The following is an 18,131-nucleotide window of genomic DNA, read 5'->3' on the forward strand; positions in this document are numbered from 1 at the left end:
GGGCTTCGCTGAGGCACCGTTGCCACGGCGCTCAGTCCCGAGCCTGAGTTGGTGCGTCATCGTCACTGCTCTGACGCCAGCAGGGCGGCGCATACCAGGTGGCAACCAAGGGGCTGACCTCCAGTGATGAAGGGATGATCCCCAGGGCTGTTCTCCAGAGCTGATACGCGGACAGGACAGGTTCACCTGCCACTAAGTGGCCGCCGGCGGCCATCACCCGGGCCGTTGCGGGGACGGGGACTCTCACCCCGCTCATTTGTCTCGCTGTTGAGTTCTCAAGCCGCAGCCGCTTCCTTCGGGCCCGTCTCACGGAGGCCCTCCGGGCGGTACTTCACAGGACGAACTGGGCATAAAGCACCCCAGGACTTCCCGTCCTCAGCTCCTCTTTAGGAGTTGCCACGGCCATGGCCGATCTCCCGCAGGTCGTCAACACCTCTTGAGGACTTATGCTGAGACGGCCCACCAGACAGGGACGGTGAACACCACGTGGCGAAGGCATACGAGCGGATCGCTGACGATCTCCGGCAACGCATCCGTGCAGGTGAACTCAAGGCTGGCGAACGTCTGCCTGCTGAAACGAAACTTGTGGAGCAGTACCGCAAGAGTCTGCCGACCGTGCGGCAAGCACTCGGCGTGTTGCAGGCAGAAGGGCTGATCGAGAAGCAGCATGGACGCGGCAACGTCGTTCGCAAGCCTCGCCAGCTGGTGACCCGGACCAACGAACGGCACCAGCGGGAGAAGGGCAGGGCGCGACAGTCGCTCGACAAGCGTCAGGAAACCGGGGCGACAGAGCTCGACACGGGCCTCACCACTTCTGACCTCGTGTTCAGCGCCGAGTACGGCGAGACGGAGGCTGACGACGATCTGGCCCAAGCCTTCAGTGTGCCGGTCGGCACGCGCCTACTGGAGCGCGTGTACCGCACCCGGTATCGGGAGGAGGAAGCCCCGTTCAACGTCTCCCGCTCCCGGCTCCTCTACGACGTAGCCGCAGCCAACCCCGCCCTGCTCGACGAGGGCAACGAACCGTGGCCCGGCGGCACGCAGAGCCAGCTCCACAGCGTCGACGTGGAAGTCGACCGGGTAGTAGAGCGAGTCTCAGCCAGGCCGCCCACGGCTGAAGAGGCGGAAGACCTAGGCTTGACAGCAGGTGTAGCTGTCATGGTCCTCCGGAAGACGTGCATCGACACCAACGGCCGAGTAGTCGAGGTAGCTGACGTGACGCTGCCGGGGGACCGGACGGAACTGAAGTTCGTCACTCCGCTGGACAGGTGGTGAGGCATGACCCGCATCATCACCATCATGACCGCCGTGCATGCCCCTGGGGCCGAGCACCTGCCGGCGGCTTACCAATCGCTGACCGAGCAAGAACTCCCGCACGGATGGAACTGGCAGTGGGTCATTCAGGAGGACGGCGAAACAGAGGCCGTCGCACCTCACGTGCCTGACGATGATCGGGTGACCTTCGGACAGGGACGCGCAGGCCGTGCAGCCATGGCTCGGACCATGGGCCTGTCCCGAGCACGCGGCGAATTCGTCAAGGTGCTAGATGCCGATGACATGCTGACGCCTGGCACGTTGGCGCGCGATATCGCTGCTCTCGGAGACGACGAGATCGGGTGGACCACATCACGTGTTCTAGATCTCCTGCCCGACGGCACCACGGTGGGGTTCGACGGAGACCCTGCCCCTGGAGTAATTGAGTGCGGGGCAGTGCTCGACTTCTGGAAGGCGCACGACTACCGCGCGCAGGTCCACCCGGCGACTCTGTGCGTCCGGCGCGAACTACTCCTGGCATTGGGCGGCTGGATGGCCCTTCCCGCATCGGAGGATACGGGGCTTCTGCTAGCCCTGAATGCCGTCAGTCGCGGATGGTTCAACAGCGAAGCCGGGCTCCTGTACCGGAAGTGGCCGGGACAGGTGACGGGCCAGGCAGCCCATGTGCACGCGGGCGAGCGGGAAGCCCGAATGGCCGTAGTGGAAGCTCGCGCGCGGGCCCTCGCCGACCTGCCGGGTTGGCGGTTTGGGAAGGCAACGGCTGACGGCAGTCGTTGACGGCAACCTCGGTGCACTTCGCCGCACCACAGGAGACTTCCGCGTACCTCGCGAACTAGGCGGGTCCACTGAAAGCCTAACATCACAGGCCTCAGGAAGAACTCCTAAAGTGGGTGTCGCAGGTTCGAATCCTGCCGGGGGCACCAGCGTGAAGACCACCCCTAAACGTTTAGGGGTGGTCTTTGACATCCACATCTGACATCAACGGCGCGATCAGTCAGCGGTACGACGCCTCTTGAGCAGCCGGTCCATGTGACTGATGGACTCGCGCTGCGTGTCCTGCACGACGTGCGTGCACACGTCCATCGTGATGCTGATCTGACTGTGGCCAAGGATCTCCATCACGACGCGCGGAGCAACTCCGGCCGCAGTCGGCAAGGTCGCGCATCCATACCGGGCATCGTGCAGCCGGATCACTCGAAGACCGGCGGACTTGGCGACGCCGGTAGTTCGCAACGAGCGACATCCAGCACCCCCGTCCGGGCCGTCTCTGGGCCGTGCAGGGGTGCTCAACGTTGACCAACAATGACAGGCGACAACGACTCAACCGCAGGTCAGACGAACAAGCGATGGCTTCTCCGCTGGTCAGGGAACCAACGGGTCACTTCTTCGGCTTCTGAGAGCTAGGCAGTCCGGCAACACGCTCTGTATGGGCTTCTCTTCGATAGCCGTCGCCGGCCCGCTCTTCACAAGCGGGGCGGCACTCATAGTTGCTGGTGTCGCACGTTGGACTCAGCGTGGGGTCGCGCGTGACCGGGTTCAGTGGGAGGCCCGGCTCGAAGTAGCCAAGCTGAGCGAGGCTCGCTTCGCTGCCGCTCTGGACCACCTGATCCAGGCTGCTGACGCAGCGAATCGGTACATCGTGAGGTCAGACGACTTCGATGTTACCGACTACGACAAGAGGGAGCCCTACGTCCTCTCCATCTTGGACCCGATTAGCCGGGCCCGCGTTGAGGTGGCGGCGTTGCCGCTCTTCGAAGGGAAGAGCACGGTCGACCAGGCAATCAAGTCGCTGGAAGCCTTGGTGGCTCCGCCTGAGAGCGCGAAAGAACTGAGGCGGTCCTGGGAGCCAAAACTGATAGGCCAAGCGATCACCCTGCTGAGCAGGGAACGAAGCCTCTATGTTGAGAGAGCACTCGGCATCGCATCGTCCGGTGAAGGGGCGCGGCGCCGACTGTTCGTGGGACGCCGAAGACTGCTCCCTCCTAGGAGTGCTGGACAGGCCTGACTAGTTGAGAACGCGCGAGCGGCCCAGTGCGCGGCATATGCGCCTGGATGTTTCTTGTCGCCCGCTGTGCGCTCTCCCTGCTCCGCGAGGTTAGGCGCACCCTGGTCCCCCGTCCTGAGTGAAATGCCCTAGGGGGACACATGGGTGAGTGGAAGCAGGGGAAGTGCGGTTGGCCTTTAGCGAATGGACGCCGCTGCCAGAACAAGACGATGAAGGGCACGGCCCGTTGCTACCGCCATCAGGGGGACTGGACGAAGCGGGGTCAGGAGGAGAACAGGAAGCGGGTGCGGCGCCGCAAGAAGTGAGGTTTGGCGACACAGCGCGGCGCGGGAACCGGGGTCGACCGGACAGCAAGTCTTGGGCGGTATCTGGGACGTCCGAGGTCGCTCAGCAGCGGTTAGCGACGACCAATGACGCCGTACTCGGCATTGGCGATCAGCGCTCAGACCAGGGAAAACGCAGGTCGTCAAGATCACTAGCAAGACCCAGGGCAAGAAGAAGCCGGCGCGGCAGATATGGCCCTAGGCGTCGTTCGCTCCGGTCGACCGGATCAACGAACCTCAAGGACCACGAGAACCTGCCCGTAGGCACTTTCGGCGTGTTGTGGGCATTCGTCCACATGCCCTTGGGCATGATCAGGGCGCTGTTGGACCGCCCGTAGTGGGCCCGCCGAGATGGAGTGCGCATGGAAGACCACGCAGTCAAGCATCAGTGGCAGGTGGAGCTGGGTAACCGCCGTGTGGAGACGCTGAAGAGCGTCACTGGTGTGACGATTGAACAGGAGTACGTCGAACTGTCGCAGAACTCGCCGGACGGGAAGCCGGTACCCGACCTGGTTTTGGGGGCGCCGGCGTTCTTCGGAACCCTGACTCTTACGCGCGGCATGGACAAGAGCGATAAGTTCACTCAGTGGATCATGGACTCCCGCGATCCGACCAAGACCGAAGCCAGTGCCGAAGACATCATCCTGGTGTACGTGAACGCGCAGAACGATACGGTGAGGAAGTTTCAGCTCACTGGCGCGCGCCCTATCTCCTGGAGTACTACGGACCTGGCTGCGGGTGAAACCGGCCAGGTCGACGAAACACTCGAACTCCAATTCGTCACCTGCGACCCTGTGTGAACGGCCCAGGCCGCACTCAGCGGACTGGCTGGTCACGTGGTTGTCGCTAGATGTAGCAGCAGTCCCTTCAGCAGTTGAGTACGCACCTGGTCAGTCCGAAACGCTAGCCAAACTCAAGCCGGGCAGCGCGTCTGACATCCGCGACTGACATCAACAGTGGCGGACGACGGGAGACGCGAGCGGGTCAGCGCGGTCCCGAAGACGTACGACGCGCAGGCCCCAACAGCCAGCCGGGTGAACTCCTAAACGGGTGTCGCAGGTTCGAATCCTGCCGGGGGCATCAGCGTGAAGGCCCCGACCGGTCCGGTCGGGGCCTTCGGCGTGCGCGGGGACGGAACGTTTTGGCAACCGCCGTGCAAGCTATGGGTGGTTGAGGCCACGGGTCCCGCTTGTCGGCGTGCGGGAACGGGAGTTCTTACGCTGCTCCAGTGATCTTGCGGGTAGGGGGCGGGCCGCGAGCGGGTTCCGGCGGGCGGGCGCTGTTAGGTGGGCTGCGTGGCATCTGAACTCTTCACGCGTCCGCGACTTTTCGCGGGAGCGCGTACGACGCCGTTGTCGGTGATGTAGGTGGTGTGCGAGATCTCGGTGCACCCGTCCGCGACGGCCCCACCAGGCACCGAGAAAGCCGATGGAGCCGGTGCGTCCGGTGGGACAGACGTAGCCGGCGGAGTGGAATCACCTCACCCGCCCGGTGATACCGGCGACAGCGGCACGGCCCTCTTCGGGTGGGCGAGGGAGCTCGTCACGCCCGCGCTGCGCCGGGTCGTGGAAGACCTGCCCGCGCCGCAGCGGGAGGTCGCCGGGTACCACCGCGGCTGGAGCGGAGCCGCGCTGCCTGGCGCCGAGGGCGGCGGGAAGGCCGTACGCCCGGCCCTCGTCTTCCTGTCGGCGATGGCGGTCGGCGCGCCACCGGAGAGCGTGATCCCGGGGGCCGTCGCGGTCGAGCTGGTGCACGACTTCTCGCTGCTGCACGACGACGTCATCGACGCCGACCCGCTGCGCCGCCACCGGCCCGCCGTGTGGCGGCGGTACGGCACACCCGCCGCGGTACTGGCCGGGGACGCCCTGCTGGTCAGTGCGCTCGCCGTGCTGGCCGCCGAGGCCGTACCGCACGCCGGCGCCGCCACCCGGGAACTGTCCCGCATGCTCGACGACTTGCTGCGCGGACAGAGCCAGGACGTGGCCTTCGAGAGCACCGCCCGGGTGCGCGCCGATGAGTACCTGGAGATGGCGGCGGGGAAGACGGGCGCCCTGATGGGGTGCGCGTGCGCCTTGGGAGGGCTGCTGGCCGGCGCGTCCGAGGAACGGACCGCCGGGCTGCGGGACTTCGGACGCCACTTGGGCATCGCCTTCCAGTGCGTGGACGACCTGCTGGGCATCTGGGGCGCGACGCGGCGCAGCGGGAAGCCGGTGGGCGCGGACGTCGCGGCGCGCAAGAAGTCGTTGCCGGTGGCGGTGGCGCTGGCCGACACCGGGCCCGCCGGGCGGCGGCTGGCGGAGCTGTACGACCGTACGGAGCCGCTGTCGGCCGCGGACGTCGCGACGGCCACCGAGCTGATCGAACAGGCCGGCGGCCGGGAGGCGACCGCGGTGGAGGCCAGGCGGCAGGTGGGCGCCGCGATGCGGGCGCTGGCCCGCGCGGAGCCGGTGCCGTCCGTGTACCGGCAGTTGCACGACCTCGCGCTGCTGATCACGCGGCGGGATCACTGAGAATGCGGCGACGTGCGTGATCCGCAGGGGCGCGCACGTAACCCGTAAGGCCCCGCGCCCGTTTTCCCCAGTGGCCATTCCACTTTCTTGGCGGTATTGCGGGACCCAGCCGGGGGGCGGCGGATTTTTGGAACAGAGACAGCACACCATCGACGCACATTATGCGGCGGCCGGCGGGCTTCCGGCGGTCAGCGTGTACGGCCTGCAGGTCGTGCGCGGGGATCGGGCAATTCTGGCGGACATCAGTTTCGCCGTCCCCCGTGGGTCGATCGTCGGTCTGCTCGGTCCCAGCGGCTGCGGGAAGACCACGCTTCTGCGGTCCGTGGTCGGAATTCAGTCGAGCGTGGCGGGGCACGTCCAGGTGCTCGGCCACCCGGCCGGAGCGGCGGCGCTGGAAACACGCGTCGGGTATGTCACGCAGGCGCCGTCCGCCTATGCCGATCTGACGGTTCTGGAGAATCTGCGCTATTTCTCCGCGGCGCTGGGGCTGCGGGGCTGGCGCCGGGAGAACGCCGTGGTGCGGGTGGTCAAGGAGGTCGACCTGGCGGACTGGGCCGACCAGCCCGTCGGGCGGCTGTCCGGCGGTCAGTACTCGCGCGTCTCGCTGGCCGTCGCGCTGCTCGGCTCGCCGGAACTGCTGGTGATGGACGAGCCGACGGTGGGCCTCGATCCGCTCATCCGGCAGGAACTGTGGACGGTCTTCCGGCGGTTGGCCGACGAGGGCACCACCCTGCTCGTCTCCAGTCACGTGATGGACGAGGCCGACCGCTGCGACCGGCTGCTGCTGATGCGCGACGGACGCCTGCTGGCCTCCTGCGAACGGACGGAACTGCTGGCGCACACAGGCTGCGGAAGCGTGGAGAGCGCCTTCATGCGGCTGGTACGACCGAAGTCGGGAACGGTACCCGACGGCCCACCGCCCGCGCCGGAGGCCGCAGGCTCCGCACCGGGTGCCGCGGGCTCCGTACCAGTGGCCGCGAACTCCGCACCGGAGACAGCGCGCTGCGCACCGGAGCACGCGCAGGCCGCACCGGAAGGGGCTGCGCCCCCGGCGTCACCGGAGGAAGTTGCCGCCGACTCCGGGGAAGCCGTGCGCACGCCGACGGGCTCCGATACCGAGACCGAGGACACCGTGCCTGCGCCGGCCGGGCCGCTGTTCGACGGCGCCATGCTGCCCGACCCCCATGCTTCATTCTTCGCATCGGAGTGCCGAGGTCGATAACGTGAGAACCGAGTCCCGGCCGGGAATTCCGGCCCGGGCGGTACGCACCGCCCGCGCCCTGCCGCTCACCCCGGGCATCACCCTCGCCACCGCGCAACGGGTGCTGCAGCAGATCGTCCGCGACCGCGGCAGCGTCGCGCTCATGCTGGCGATTCCCTGCATGCTGATGGTGATCCTCAAGCTGATGTTCGACGGCGCGGACGGCTCCTTCGAGCGCATCGGCCCGCAGGTCTTCGGCATCTTCCCGCTCATCGTGATGTACCTCGTCGCCTCGGTCTCGACGCTGCGGGAGCGCACCTCGGGCACCGCCGAGCGGCTGCTGACCATGCCGGTGCAGCGGCTGGACATCGTGCTCGGTTACAGCCTGGCCTTCGGCTTCCTGTCCCTGCTCCAGGCGGTGCTGGCCACGGTGCTGTCCGTGGGGCCGCTGGGGCTGGACATCAAGGGGCCGCCGTACCTGCTCGTGATCATCGCGATGCTGGGCGCGCTCCTCGGGCTGGCGCTGGGCCTCTTGGTCAGCGCCTTCGCGCGCAACGAGTTCCAGGCGGTGCAGTTCCTGCCGGCCGGGGTGCTGCCGCAGTTCCTCGTGTGCGGCCTGTTCGTGCCGCGCGAGGACATGAACGACGGACTGTCGGCGCTGGCCAAGGTGATGCCGATGACGTACGCGGTACAGGCCGCCGGCGAGGCCGCCCGGCACGACGGGGTGACCGGCATCTTCGTACGGGACGCGCTGCTGATCCTGGGGTGCGTGATCGCCGTACTGCTGGCGAGTGCGGCCACGCTCAAGCGGTGAGCACGGCGGGCGGCGCGGCCCGGATGCGGCGCCCGGTCGGCGCGGCGCCCGAGTGCGGCGGTGAGTTCCGAGTACGACACGAGGTGGGCCCGGCAGCAGTGCCGGGCCCACCTCGTCGCGTCGTGCCGGTACCTCAGTAGCCGCCGCCCGACGTGTTCCAGCCGAAGCCGCCGTTGACCTGCCCCTGGGACGGGAACGTGAACGGACCCATCCTGATCGGGCGGCCGTCGGGCCCCTCGTCGTAAGGGTCGGCGGACGACGACGCGGGCGGGGCCGCCAGCGCGGACGGAACGGCGCCGCACGTCGCGAGGGCGACAGCAATGACGGATGCGGCCGCGGCACGTCGCAGGAACGACATGGATTCTCCTTGTGTGGAGCGGGATATCTGCCGGACACCAAAATCTTAATTGCGGCATCGTCGGCGTTCACGGGCTTCCCTGGGTTTCCGCGTTTCTTCCCTCAAAGGGGGGTCCACCCACCGGGGAGATGAGCTGACGATCGCAAATCGCTTTTCGTGAAAACGACAGGAGAACGCGCTGCGGAATCATGTGTGTGTCCGGTGGCGAAGTCCACTCCGGCGCGTACGGAAATGCATGGCGGCGGCATGAACGGTGCTGCCGACCGCGGTGGCGCTGCTGGCAATTATCGCGGGGGCGGCCGCAGGGTCCGATTTCCCGTATCCGGCGCCGGCCGCCGCTCGTACGGCACGCGGAACCCCCGCCGGGCCCGCGGCCTTCCCGGACCGCGCCCGCTCCGCCACGGCCGTCCTGCGGCTGATCAACGACGAGCGGGTGAAGGCCGGTTGCCGGCCGCCGTCCGGGCCGCCGGCTCACGGCCACCGGGTACCACTGGAACCGTGTCGGCGAGGACCTCGCCCGGGGGCAGCGGGACGCCGTCACGGTCGTACGCGACTGGACGGCGAGCCCCGAACACCGCCGGACCCTGCTCACGTGCGCGTACGAGCACGCCGGCGTGGGCGTCACCGGAGAAGACCGTCAGGGGCCGTGGGGGACGGTCCTGCTCGCCACCCGATAGCCGCGACGGAGGCCCTCCAGTGCCTTCTGCCGCCCTCCCTGCGCGCCCGTGGACCCCGAAGTCCCCCGTACCCCTCGCATCCTTCTCACCGGCCTCCTCGCACCTCACACGCCCAGCAGCGCGTCGTCCCACCACCACGCCAGCGTCGGCAGTCCGCGCGGAGCCGAACGGTCGTCGTCCGCGGGCGACTCGGCCCACTCCAGGGGAGCTTCTTCCATGGGGTCCGGTACGCGCCCCAGGCTCAGATAGCGCGGCACCCGGAGTCCCCACTCCGCGTTGCCCCGGATGCCGTACCGCAGGCCCTGCAGGTAGGTGGCCAGCTCCAGCCCGGCCCCCGGGCGCACCCGGTCGTGCACCTCCATGAAGCGCAGCAGCACCCGGTCCCGGAGCCGCGTGGCGGCCGCGACGGCCTCCTGGAGCGGCAGTTCCCGGTGGCGCATCAGCACGCTGTAGATGTTCTGGTCGGTCTGCCCCCGGACCAGCTCCTTGCGCAGGGAGTGCCGGTCGTTGTCCAGCGCGGCGACCATGATGGCCATCTCGGTGAGCGCACGGACGGCAGGCCGCTCCATGTCCGCCGCGGGCACCTCGTGCCCCGTGGCGATCTCCAGCATGGCGAACGGCGGTTCGCCGCCGGCCGACAGCAGCCGCATCGCGAGGTACTCGTCCAGGTCCGGCATGCGGCCGAGCGCGGCGTTGCCGACCTGCCAGGTCACACCGGAGAGCCAGGCCCGGTGGGCGGCGATGAAGCGCCGCATCTGGAGCGGGGTGCCGAACGACCGGAACTGCTCCGCGATCTCCTGCAGGGCCGGGATGAAGCCCTCCGTCTCGTCCCGGGCCGACGGCGCTTCCAAGGCGCGCTGCACGCGGCCCGCCAGGGCGGCGAACGCGGCGGGCCGGGCGCTGAACGGGCCGTTGTCGCACCGGTTGTCGTCGAAACCGAAGCCCCAGTACACCCACAGCGACGTCCACAGCAGGCGGTCGTCGTCGGCCGCGTCGGGCGCGAACCGGGCGAAGAAGTCGGTGCTGCACGTGGCGATGACCCAGGTGCGCTCCTCGTCGGTCGCGCACATGGGGCTGCGCCGGATCCACTCCTTGGCCCGCTCGTCGACGAGGTGGGCGCGGGGGTACCTGGCGGACTCCAAGGGACAGAAGATCGCGGGGAGATCGACTTCGTTGACGGTCACGGCCATGAACTGCACACCTTGCCCTGGACGACGACGGCACGAACGGCCTCATCCTGCATCGGCCGTCACCGGGCGACCGTGACCTACATGCAGCTGGCAGGTAAACCCTCCTAACAGGGCAGAAACAGCTCGGTGTTGACGGTCAGACCTCGCGCGCGCCGTCCACCGGGCCGCCCTCACGCGCCCCGTCTCCGCCCTCGCCCTCGCCCGTCCGGTTGTCGATCTGGGTGATGGCCCACAGGGCCCAGTCACGCGACGCGGGGAGCATGTGAAGGCCGAAGCCGGCCGCGAGGTGCCCGAAGGCGAGCGGGTCGGGCAGCACGCCGTCGTGCAGGTCGACGTCCGCTGACTCCACCAGGGCCGTCAGGGCGTCGAGGTCACGCTGGACGGCCGCCGCGTAGTCCGCGAGCACGCCGCGCGCCTCCTTCGGGTCCAGCGCGAAGAGCAGGAAGAGCCGCAGCACGAACTCGTTCCGCACCACGGGGTTGCGCGGCGGATTGATCAGCCATTGCCGCAGGTCCGCACGGCCCGCCTCGGTGATCGCGTACGTCTTGCGGCCGCGCGCGCCCTCCTCGACGACCTCGGCGAGGCCGTCGGAGGCCAGCCGGTTGAGCTCTTGGTAGACCTGATTGTGCTTGGCGTGCCAGGCGTAGCGGTCCAGGCTCCGCTCGAACTTCTTGGTCAGCTCGTAACCGCTGCCCGCCTCATCGGCCAGCAGCCCCAGCAGTGCGTACCGCAGCGACATCGCGTCTCTCCGCCTCTTCTCCTTGTCCCGTTTCATCCTAGACCAACGACATGTAGAAGTTGACACGTGCTCCACGACGTGTCACTTTCTACCTGTCGAAGTTGAGGGCAGCGGAGCCGTCCGGAACCGCGCACCACGAGGCGGCGACATCCACGGACGGCTCCTCAGGGGGAGGGACCACGCGATGACCGACAGAACGGCACGGATTGCCGGCACCACCGGACACGAGGCGGAGAGCGCTCCCTCGGGCACAGCGGGCCGCCCGACGGCCCTCTCGGGCCACCTCGCGCCCGTACCGGACGAGATCGACGCGTACGACCTGCCGGTCAGCGGCGCCCTGCCCCCGGAGCTGAGCGGCCGCTACCTCCGTAACGGCCCCAACCCGAAGGCAGCTTCGGAGAGCGGCGCGCACTGGTTCCTCGGGCACGGGATGCTGCACGGCATACGGATCGCCGAGGGGCGCGCCAAGTGGTACCGCAACCGCTGGGTACGCACCACCCGTCTCGCCGGCGCGCCGGCCACACGCCCGGACGGCACTCGCGACCTGGCCGTCAACGCGGCCAACACGCACGTCATCGAGCACGGCGGCCGGCTGCTGGCCCTGTGCGAGGGCGGCCTGCCGTACCGGGTCACGCCCGGACTCGGCACGCTCGGCCCGGAGGACTTCGGGGGCCGGCTGCGTACCGCGATGACGGCGCACCCGAAGGAGGACCCGGAAACGGGGGAGCTGCACTTCTTCGGGTACGCGCCGACGCCTCCGTATGTCACGTACCACCGGATGTCGGCCGCGGGCGAGCTGGAGTACAGCCGCGTGATCGACGTGCCGGAGCCGACGATGATGCACGACTTCGCGATCACCGAGCGGTACGTGATCTGGCTCGACCTTCCGGTCACCTTCGACGCGACGCTGCGCGGCAGGGGCATGCCACTGCGGTGGGACGACGCGTACGGCGCCCGGCTGGGCGTGATGGACCGGTCCGGTGAGGCGCCGGTGCGGTGGTTCGGCATCGAGCCCTGCTACGTGTTCCACGTGGGCAACGCCCAGGAGGACGCGGCGGGGCGGATCGTCCTGGACGCGGTGCGGTACGACCGCGCCACGTTCAACGGCGTGTGGACGACGATCGGCGGCGAGCCAGGCACCGCCTGGGTGCCGCCGGCACCCGGGGCGGCCGGGCCGGGCGCTCCGGGGCCGGTGCTGTACCGGTGGACGCTGGACCCGGTGACCGGCGCCGTCGGCGAGGCGCAGCTGGACGACCTCGCGGTCGAGTTCCCCACGCTGCACTCCGGGCGGGTGGGGCGGGCCCACCGGTACCTGTACCTGGCGTCGGAGGAGCCGAGCGGTGCGGTGGTGCGGTACGACGTGACCACCGGCGAGCGGCGGGTGCACGACGCCGGCCCGGACCGGGCGGTCGGCGAAGCGGTCTTCGTACCGGCGCGGGACGCGCGTGGCGAGGACGAGGGCTGGCTGCTGTCGATCGTCACCGACCGCTCGGGCGCCGGCTCCGAACTCCTCGTCCTGGACGCCACCGACCTCACCGGGGCCCCGGCCGCCTCGGTCCGGCTGCCCCGTGCGGTCCCCGCGGGCTTCCACGGCTCCTGGATCGCGGACGACGCCGGGGACGGACACGGGGACGAGGCCGGACGGTGAACACCACCACGTACGACGACAGACAGCAGGGAGCGGACACAGTGCAGACGGGGGCGGAGACCATGGACCCGAGGACGGCAGCGGAGCGCCCGGAGGGCAGCGGCGGACAGCCGGCCATGGTGGCAGCGGCACACACCGGTACGGAGGCAGCGACGGGCACGAGGGAGGGCACGGCCGTCGCACGTGAAGGCGAGCGCTGGTACACCGGCCTCGGGGAGATGTTCTCGACGCTCCTCCTGGACGTCGGGCTGTCGATCGCCGTGTACTACCTCCTGCGGGCTTTCGGGACCAGCGTGTACGTCTCGATGCTCGGTGCCACGGTCGCGGCCGCGCTCCGGGTCGTGTACGTGGCGGTCCTCCCCCGCCGCTTCGATGTGTTCGCGGCGTTCATGCTCTCCGTATGGGGCGTCGGCCTGCTGCTGTCCTTCATGAGCGGCGACGCGCGCTTCGTACTGGCCAAGGACTCGGTGCCGACCGCCCTGGCGGGGCTGATCTTCCTCGGTACGGCGGTGGCCCGGCGCCCGATGATCTACGCGGTCGTACGGCGCACCCAGGGCCGCACCCCGAGCGCCCGCGCCGCGCTCGAACAGCGCTGGGCCACCGAGCCGGCGTTCCGGCGCGCGCTCACGGTCATGACCTGCGTATGGGGCATCGGCATGCTGGCCGAGTCCGTCCTCAGGATCCCGATGATCTACCTGCTGCCGGTCGACGCGGCCACCGGCCTCTCGGGCCTGATGCAGATAGGCACCTTCGTCCTCCTGACCGTCTACACCGTCGTGCACCGCAAGTGGGCCGCCACCCGGCACCTTCGGCGGTGACTCCCCGGGGGAGGAGCGCGGGGTGGTGGGGTACGGCGCGGGGGGCTGTACCGCGCCGCCCCGCGCTCCTGTTTCACGGGCGGCGCCACCGGCACATCCGGCGCAGAATGATCGGCGGCTGCACGTCCTCCGGTTCCGGCGACGCGCCGCAGGACAGGAGCGGGAACAGGACCGTCACCAGCACGGCGACGGTGACCGCGCCACCCTCCGGGGGCGAGCCGGGTGGACCGACCACGTCACCGTCCGTGTCCCAGCGGGCGCCGTCGCAGCAACCCGCGCAGCCGGCGGCACCGGAGTCCGTGCGGGACGCCACCGCCACCGTGGAGGCGTACTTCGCGGTGATCAACGCGAGCGACCATCGGCAGGCGTGGGAGCCGGGCGGCAAGAACCTCGGCGGCTCCTACGACGCCTTCGTCGCGGGCCTCGCCACCTCGTCGCAGGACACGGTCCGCGGCTCCGTGCCGAGCGTCGGCGCGACCCCGTGCCGAGCGTCGGCGAGGCCCCGTGCCGAGCGTCGGCAGGGTCCGTTTATGACCTCGCTCACGGGGTGTGGAGCAACACCCTCCCCCACCGGCGGGAGTTGTCCACAGGCTCAGCGGCGGGGTGGCCGTGGCTCGTAAGCTGCCAGACATGAACGACGTGGACGGTGGGCTGGACGAGGCTCCGGGCGGCGCGGGCGCAGGCGCCGGCCCGGGCGCGGGCGAGGGTGCGCGGACCGGTGGGGCGCCGGGCGGTGAAGCGCTGGAGGTCCTGCACCGGGTCTTCGGATACGACGCCTTCCGCGGCAGCCAGCAGGAGATCGTCGAGCACGTCATCGGCGGCGGCGACGCCGTCGTCCTCATGCCGACCGGCGGCGGCAAGTCGCTCTGCTATCAGATCCCCGCGCTCGTGCGCCCCGGCACGGGCGTCGTCGTCTCCCCGCTGATCGCGCTGATGCAGGACCAGGTCGACGCGCTGCGGGCGGTCGGCGTGCGCGCGGGATTCCTCAATTCCACCCAGGACCTGGAGGAGCGTCGCCTGGTGGAGGCCGAGTTCCTCGCCGGCGAGCTGGACCTGCTCTACCTCGCACCGGAGCGGCTGCGCGTGGAGCAGACGCTCGGCCTGCTGGACCGGGGCAAGATCTCGCTCTTCGCCATCGACGAGGCGCACTGCGTCGCCCAGTGGGGCCACGACTTCCGCCCCGACTACCTCGCCCTGTCGATGCTGCACGAGCGCTGGCCCGAGGTGCCGCGGATCGCGCTCACCGCCACCGCCACCGAGGCCACCCACGGCGAGATCACCTCGCGGCTGCGGATGGAGCAGGCCCGGCACTTCGTGGCCAGCTTCGACCGGCCGAACATCCAGTACCGCATCGCGACCAAGAGCGAGCCGAAGAAGCAGCTGCTGGAGCTGCTGCGCACGGAGCACGCCGGGGACGCCGGCATCGTGTACTGCCTCTCCCGCGCCTCGGTGGAGAAGACCGCCCAGTTCCTGGTGCAGAACGGTATCGACGCCGTGCCGTACCACGCCGGGCTGGACCCGCGGACCCGCGCGCACCACCAGGCGCGCTTCCTGCGCGAGGACGGGCTCGTGGTGGTCGCCACGATCGCGTTCGGCATGGGCATCGACAAGCCGGACGTGCGCTTCGTGGCCCACCTGGACCTGCCGAAGTCGGTGGAGGGGTACTACCAGGAGACCGGCCGCGCCGGGCGGGACGGCCTGCCGTCCACGGCCTGGCTGGCGTACGGCCTGCAGGACGTCGTCCAGCAGCGGAAGATGATCGACGGCTCCGAGGGCGACGAGGCGCACCGGCGGCGGCTGGCCGCGCACCTCGACGCGATGCTCGCGCTCTGCGAGACGGTGGAGTGCCGGCGGGTGCGGCTGCTCGCGTACTTCGGCCAGCAGAGCACGCCGTGCGGCAACTGCGACACGTGCCTGGCGCCGCCGCAGTCCTGGGACGGCACGGTGCCGGCCCAGAAGCTGCTGTCGACGGTCGTCCGGTTGCAGCGCGAGCGCGGGCAGAAGTTCGGCACGGGCCAGATCGTCGACATCCTGATGGGCCGCAAGACCGCCAAGGTCATCCAGTTCGACCATGACGCGCTGAGCGTGTTCGGGATCGGCGCGGACCTGCGGGAGGCCGACTGGCGGGGCGTCGTACGGCAGTTGCTGGCCCAGCGGCTGCTGGCGGTCGAGGGCGACTACGGCACGCTGGTGCTGACCGAGACGAGCGGCGAGGTGCTGCGCGGGGAGCGCCAGGTACCGCTGCGGCGCGAGCCGGAGAAGCCGGCGCGGGCGGCCAAGGCGAAGGCGGCGAAGGCCAAGCGGGCGCCGGTCGACCTGCCACCGGAGGCGGTGCCGGTCTTCGAAGCACTGCGGGCCTGGCGCGGGCAGACCGCGAAGGAGCAGGGCGTCCCCGCGTATGTGATCTTCCACGACGCCACGCTCCGCGAGATCGCCACGGCCCGGCCGTCCAGCACGGCCGAGCTGGGCACGGTCAACGGCGTCGGCGAGAACAAGCTCGCGAAGTACGGCGAGGCCATCCTTGAGGTGCTGTCCGACGAGGTGCTGTCCGACGGGCCGGCGGCGGGCAGCCCTGCCGACGCTCCGGGAGCCGAGAAGTCCGCTGCTCCGGGCGCTGGGAAGCCCACCGCCCCAGGTGCCGGGAAGCCCACCGCCCCGGATGCCGATGTGCACTGGGACTGGGACATGGAGGAGCCGCCGCCGGAGGAGGACCGCGAGGGCGCCTTTGGATGAGCGGAGGAGCGTGCGGCCGGGCCTTCCGTGAGCGGGACCGGGCCTTCCGTGAGGGGGGCCGGTCGTGCGGCGGCGGGCCTCAGCAGGGCGGGCGTCAGGTGTCGCAGTGGCCCGGGCGGGCGTCAGTCGTCGCAGTGGCCCGGGCGGGCGTCAGTCGTCGCAGTGGCCCGGGCGGGCGTAGAGCGTGATGCGGGCGCCGGTGACGTCCTGGGCGCTGCAGCGGCGGAAGAAGTCGCGGAGCGTGGTGCGCTTGACGATCTCCCGGGGGGTCTCGTCCTCCGGCTCGTCGCGGGGGTCGCCGAGTACGACGATGCGTTCGGTGGCGAGCATCCGCTCCCTGATGCGGTCGGCGGACACCTCCGTGCCGTACAAAGAGCCCGACGACTCGACCGGCCGGGACAGCGCCAGGTCGGTCAGGCCGCGGAACCGCTCCGGTTCGGACCGCGTCCACACCCGCCGCCTGGCCGGCATCAGGAGCAGCCCGTCACCGGGCTCCGCCACCGCCCGTACGGCCTGGACGACGGCGGTGGCATCGTCCTTCCGGCTCTCCGGACTGCGCAGATGGACGGCGACGGGCAGCAGCGCGATCAGTACGGCCGCCAGCGCCCACACCGTACGCCTGCGCACCCGCAGTGCCCGGCCGCGCGTGCGGTCGTCCCGGCCGCGCGTGCGGTCGTCGTCCGTGAGCGGCCTGAACACCCGGTCCAGGGCCGCGCCCGCCAAGAGGGCGAAGCCGACGACGTAGTACAGGACGTAGCGGTCGACGTACATCGGCTGCAACTGCGAGAACAGCAGCAGGGTGGCCTGCGGCGCGATCAGCAGCGGTACGGCGAGGGGCCGCAGCCGGACCGGCCCCCGCGTCCGTACCGGCACACGGGCGCAGGCCGTACCCACGGCTGCCAGCACAGCGAAGGTCACCAGCTGCACGGGGTCGGGCCACAGGATCCAGCTGAGCTGAGCCGACTGCCCCGCACTGAAGAGCGCCAGCGGAGCGAGCCCGACGGCCACCACCCCGGCGGCGACGAGCCAGGTGCGGCGGACCGCCCCGCGGGCGGCGCTCGGTACCCCGGCCAGTACGACCGTCACGCCGTGCGCCGTGAGCACCAGCACGGCGAACTCGTGCAGCAGGCAGGCGGCCAGCGTCATGAGCGCGTAGCCGGTCCACCAGCGCCGCGCGGCCCCGGGCACACCGAACAGCCCCGCCCAGGAGGCCGTCGGCGCCCCGGCCACGTCGCTGGGGGTGCCCGCGTCGCCCTGCCCGGCCGGCCGGCGAGCGGCGCTCGCGTCGAGTGCACGGACGAGGAGGTACGTGGACCAGGTGACCAGCGCGCAGACGAGCGCGTACGACCGGCCCTCCTGTGCGTACTCCTGCACCAGCGGCACGAGCGGGAAGACCAGCCCCGCCGCGACGCCCGCGCGCCGTCCGGCCACCCGCGCCCCCAGCAGCGCGACTCCCGCCGCTGCCACGGTCATCGCCAGCGCGGACGGCAACCGCAGGGTCGTCACGCCGCCGCCGAACACGGCGAAGAGGCCGTGCATGAAGAGGTAGTACAAGCCGTGTACGGCATCGGCGTTCTGCAGCGTGTCCCACAGCTCGGGGAGGCTGCGGTGGGCCATGTCGTAGGTGACGACCTCGTCACGCCAGATGCTGCCCTGCCGGCGGATGCCCCACAGGCCCAGTACGAGCGTCAGCGCGCACGGAGCGGCCACGGTCTTCGCCCAGGGCGCCGGTTCGGCACGCGGGAGGCCCGTGGCCGGCATGGCGTTCGACGAGGTACCGATGGCGGACTCCTGGGCGGTGGGGTTCGGAATCGCGCCCAGAGGCGCCGCTTCACATTAC

General features: G+C 70.1%; 14 protein-coding genes and 3 pseudogenes. 11 read left to right on the forward strand and 6 right to left on the reverse strand.

Annotation, left to right across the window (positions count from 1 at the left end):
* Positions 1-486 precede the first annotated feature (486 nt).
* Positions 487-1,275 carry a GntR family transcriptional regulator gene (locus AAC944_RS16380; RefSeq protein ID WP_030617069.1) on the forward strand — a complete coding sequence of 263 codons (789 nt, stop codon included), beginning with the start codon at positions 487-489 and terminating at the stop codon, positions 1,273-1,275.
* A gap of 3 nt (positions 1,276-1,278) precedes the next feature.
* On the forward strand, positions 1,279-2,052 hold the full coding sequence (locus AAC944_RS16385) for a glycosyltransferase (RefSeq protein WP_030617066.1): 774 nt from the start codon (positions 1,279-1,281) through the stop codon (positions 2,050-2,052).
* Between the two features lie 213 nt (positions 2,053-2,265).
* Here AAC944_RS16385 and AAC944_RS16390 read toward each other — a convergent pair.
* Positions 2,266-2,499: pseudogene (locus AAC944_RS16390) on the reverse strand (site-specific integrase); the annotation flags it as partial.
* A 202-nt stretch (positions 2,500-2,701) separates the two neighbouring features.
* Here AAC944_RS16390 and AAC944_RS16395 point away from each other — a divergent pair.
* The 5 genes and pseudogenes from AAC944_RS16395 to AAC944_RS16415 all read left to right on the forward strand — a co-directional run bounded on the left by AAC944_RS16395 (position 2,702) and on the right by AAC944_RS16415 (position 8,128).
* Entirely contained in the window at positions 2,702-3,280 is a 579-nt protein-coding gene (locus AAC944_RS16395) for a hypothetical protein (protein WP_030617059.1), read from the forward strand.
* A gap of 685 nt (positions 3,281-3,965) precedes the next feature.
* Positions 3,966-4,403 (forward strand): phage tail protein, encoded by a 438-nt coding sequence (locus AAC944_RS16400; RefSeq protein WP_030617057.1) that lies wholly within the window; start codon positions 3,966-3,968, stop codon positions 4,401-4,403.
* Positions 4,404-5,072: 669 nt separating this feature from the next.
* Positions 5,073-6,113, forward strand: coding sequence for a polyprenyl synthetase family protein (locus AAC944_RS16405; RefSeq protein WP_037772493.1), 1,041 nt, complete (start codon positions 5,073-5,075; stop codon positions 6,111-6,113).
* Positions 6,114-6,240: 127 nt separating this feature from the next.
* Positions 6,241-7,011, forward strand: a pseudogene (locus tag AAC944_RS16410) (ABC transporter ATP-binding protein); the annotation flags it as partial.
* Between the two features lie 325 nt (positions 7,012-7,336).
* A complete protein-coding gene (locus AAC944_RS16415; RefSeq protein ID WP_037772492.1) occupies positions 7,337-8,128 on the forward strand; it encodes an ABC transporter permease in 792 nt (263 codons plus the stop codon).
* A 133-nt stretch (positions 8,129-8,261) separates the two neighbouring features.
* Here AAC944_RS16415 and AAC944_RS16420 read toward each other — a convergent pair whose 3' ends face one another.
* Positions 8,262-8,486, reverse strand: coding sequence for a hypothetical protein (locus AAC944_RS16420; RefSeq protein ID WP_030617049.1), 225 nt, complete (start codon positions 8,484-8,486; stop codon positions 8,262-8,264).
* Positions 8,487-8,956: 470 nt separating this feature from the next.
* Between AAC944_RS16420 and AAC944_RS16425 the strand changes: the two are divergent.
* Positions 8,957-9,163, forward strand: a pseudogene (locus AAC944_RS16425) (CAP domain-containing protein); the annotation flags it as partial.
* Between the two features lie 104 nt (positions 9,164-9,267).
* Here the strand turns inward: AAC944_RS16425 and AAC944_RS16430 are convergent.
* Entirely contained in the window at positions 9,268-10,353 is a 1,086-nt protein-coding gene (locus tag AAC944_RS16430) for a terpene synthase family protein (RefSeq protein ID WP_030617047.1), read from the reverse strand.
* A gap of 136 nt (positions 10,354-10,489) precedes the next feature.
* Positions 10,490-11,092: a PadR family transcriptional regulator gene (locus AAC944_RS16435; RefSeq protein ID WP_063759964.1), complete on the reverse strand. Its 603-nt coding sequence runs from the start codon at positions 11,090-11,092 to the stop codon at positions 10,490-10,492.
* 184 nt (positions 11,093-11,276) lie between these two features.
* On the opposite strand from AAC944_RS16435, the gene AAC944_RS16440 reads away from it, so the two are divergent.
* Together AAC944_RS16440 and AAC944_RS16445 are read left to right on the forward strand one after the other, a co-directional pair.
* Positions 11,277-12,740 carry a carotenoid oxygenase family protein gene (locus AAC944_RS16440; RefSeq protein ID WP_078888651.1) on the forward strand — a complete coding sequence of 488 codons (1,464 nt, stop codon included), beginning with the start codon at positions 11,277-11,279 and terminating at the stop codon, positions 12,738-12,740.
* Positions 12,737-13,558, forward strand: coding sequence for a VC0807 family protein (locus AAC944_RS16445; RefSeq protein ID WP_051871905.1), 822 nt, complete (start codon positions 12,737-12,739; stop codon positions 13,556-13,558). The genes AAC944_RS16440 and AAC944_RS16445 overlap by 4 nt, the downstream gene beginning before the upstream one ends.
* Positions 13,559-13,631: 73 nt before the next feature.
* Here the strand turns inward: AAC944_RS16445 and AAC944_RS16450 are convergent, their stop codons facing one another.
* The gene (locus AAC944_RS16450) at positions 13,632-13,904 is read right to left on the reverse strand and encodes a hypothetical protein (RefSeq protein WP_030617040.1); all 273 of its coding nucleotides are present in this window, start codon (positions 13,902-13,904) and stop codon (positions 13,632-13,634) included.
* A gap of 284 nt (positions 13,905-14,188) precedes the next feature.
* On the opposite strand from AAC944_RS16450, the gene recQ reads away from it, so the two are divergent.
* The gene (recQ, locus tag AAC944_RS16455) at positions 14,189-16,291 is read left to right on the forward strand and encodes a DNA helicase RecQ (protein ID WP_078888650.1); all 2,103 of its coding nucleotides are present in this window, start codon (positions 14,189-14,191) and stop codon (positions 16,289-16,291) included.
* Between the two features lie 150 nt (positions 16,292-16,441).
* Here recQ and AAC944_RS16460 read toward each other — a convergent pair whose 3' ends face one another.
* On the reverse strand, positions 16,442-18,052 hold the full coding sequence (locus tag AAC944_RS16460; RefSeq protein WP_030617033.1) for a glycosyltransferase family 39 protein: 1,611 nt from the start codon (positions 18,050-18,052) through the stop codon (positions 16,442-16,444).
* Positions 18,053-18,131 lie beyond the last annotated feature (79 nt).

Source organism: Streptomyces sclerotialus, from assembly GCF_040907265.1.
Taxonomy (GTDB): domain Bacteria; phylum Actinomycetota; class Actinomycetes; order Streptomycetales; family Streptomycetaceae; genus Streptomyces; species Streptomyces sclerotialus.

Excerpts from the sequence above, each read along its gene's own strand:
- AAC944_RS16385 (WP_030617066.1), top strand. The coding sequence starts at position 1,279 with ATGACCCGCATCATCACCATCATGACCGCCGTGCATGCCCCTGGGGCC.
- AAC944_RS16395 (WP_030617059.1), top strand. The coding sequence starts at position 2,702 with ATGGGCTTCTCTTCGATAGCCGTCGCCGGCCCGCTCTTCACAAGCGGG.
- AAC944_RS16400 (WP_030617057.1), top strand. The coding sequence starts at position 3,966 with ATGGAAGACCACGCAGTCAAGCATCAGTGGCAGGTGGAGCTGGGTAAC.
- AAC944_RS16420 (WP_030617049.1), bottom strand. The coding sequence starts at position 8,486 with ATGTCGTTCCTGCGACGTGCCGCGGCCGCATCCGTCATTGCTGTCGCC.
- AAC944_RS16430 (WP_030617047.1), bottom strand. The coding sequence starts at position 10,353 with ATGGCCGTGACCGTCAACGAAGTCGATCTCCCCGCGATCTTCTGTCCC.
- AAC944_RS16435 (WP_063759964.1), bottom strand. The coding sequence starts at position 11,092 with ATGTCGCTGCGGTACGCACTGCTGGGGCTGCTGGCCGATGAGGCGGGC.
- AAC944_RS16440 (WP_078888651.1), top strand. The coding sequence starts at position 11,277 with ATGACCGACAGAACGGCACGGATTGCCGGCACCACCGGACACGAGGCG.
- recQ (WP_078888650.1), top strand. The coding sequence starts at position 14,189 with ATGAACGACGTGGACGGTGGGCTGGACGAGGCTCCGGGCGGCGCGGGC.
- AAC944_RS16460 (WP_030617033.1), bottom strand. The coding sequence starts at position 18,052 with ATGCCGGCCACGGGCCTCCCGCGTGCCGAACCGGCGCCCTGGGCGAAG.